2 protein-coding genes are annotated in these 1,078 nt (G+C 31.6%); both read left to right on the top strand.

Features of this window, described 5'->3' with window-relative positions:
* Positions 1 to 115 (top strand): DUF4844 domain-containing protein (locus ELS83_RS22815; protein ID WP_171597577.1); only part of this gene is annotated, 115 nt, incomplete at its 5' end.
* A gap of 170 nt (positions 116 to 285) precedes the next feature.
* The gene (locus tag ELS83_RS21665; protein ID WP_171597624.1) at positions 286 to 900 is read left to right on the top strand and encodes a hypothetical protein; all 615 of its coding nucleotides are present in this window, start codon (positions 286 to 288) and stop codon (positions 898 to 900) included.
* The last annotated feature ends 178 nt before the right edge of the window (positions 901 to 1,078 follow it).

Here is a 1,078-nt window from a genome sequence, read left to right as displayed (position 1 = left end):
AGAAGATAGAGAACGAATTTGTTGCTATTTTGAAGAATTAATGGATATAGTTGGACTAGAAAGTTCAGACGGTCAACTGAATGATTTTATGTACGGATTTAATCCAAGTGAGTAAAAACGGTTGCCAACAAAAATTAAAATTCAAGGGTGGTGACGCTCAAATTGATAACGAAACAAAAACAATAAACGCAAGCGGTTTTGATAAGGTGGCAATTCTAAATCGCCCTCAAATTTTAGCAAAACCGTTAGGGTGCATTAAAGCCAACAATTTAAATCAAATACTTAATGAGAAAGATAATCACATATTCATTTATTATTATTCTGACACTAACTGCAACATCGAAGGGTTTGTGTCATAAGGATCTAATTGAGTATGGTAAATGGCTTAAGTTTTATAATCTGAATCATGAGGATTTTCAAAAAGTAGGAAATGATTCGAAATTGAAAATTACTTGGTCTGATTATGATCTTACTGAGAAGTGCACTGATATCTATAAGACGTTCTATATTTATTCAACAGACTCAACTTATTTTATTGATTTGGACAGTTATTCTCTTGCAATTGAGAATAGAAACAATAAACTAATTTCTTATGGAAGTGGTATTGACATGAAAGTGCAAATAATTAGATTAAGTGATAACAAAAGTGCAACCTTATTATTTTGTGGCAGTTCTTGTATTCCTGAGACTGCAAATTGGATAACAGATAGTTGGATAGAAATAGTTGGATTTTCCGATAACGAATCTGGAAAAATGAAACCTACAAAATGGAAGTTTGATTTAGAGAATATGGTTTTCGCTACCTATCAAATTGACATTAATATTGATTCTATATCTGACTTTTATTACGAAAAGGAAAGATTGAAAAGCATTGAATTCATTAAGAATAATGCACCCTAACAAAAGCTAAATCTTGAAGGCGGTGACGCTCTCCCGAATTCTATGGATAAACCAAACAATTCAGGTTAAAAATTCTTATTTAATTATGCTGCTGCTAAGTTTAGCATGTAATAGTTCTTGTCATATTCCTGACCTGAAGTAATTACGGCACAAATACGTTGCAATAGCTTGTTTCTTA

Origin of the sequence: Marinifilum caeruleilacunae, from assembly GCF_013141825.1 — a bacterium.
GTDB lineage: Bacteria > Bacteroidota > Bacteroidia > Bacteroidales > Marinifilaceae > Marinifilum > Marinifilum caeruleilacunae.
This window is presented reverse-complemented; position numbering and strand designations above follow the sequence as displayed.

Coding starts and splice junctions, on each gene's coding strand:
- ELS83_RS21665 (WP_171597624.1), top strand. CDS start 286: ATGAGAAAGATAATCACATATTCATTTATTATTATTCTGACACTAACT.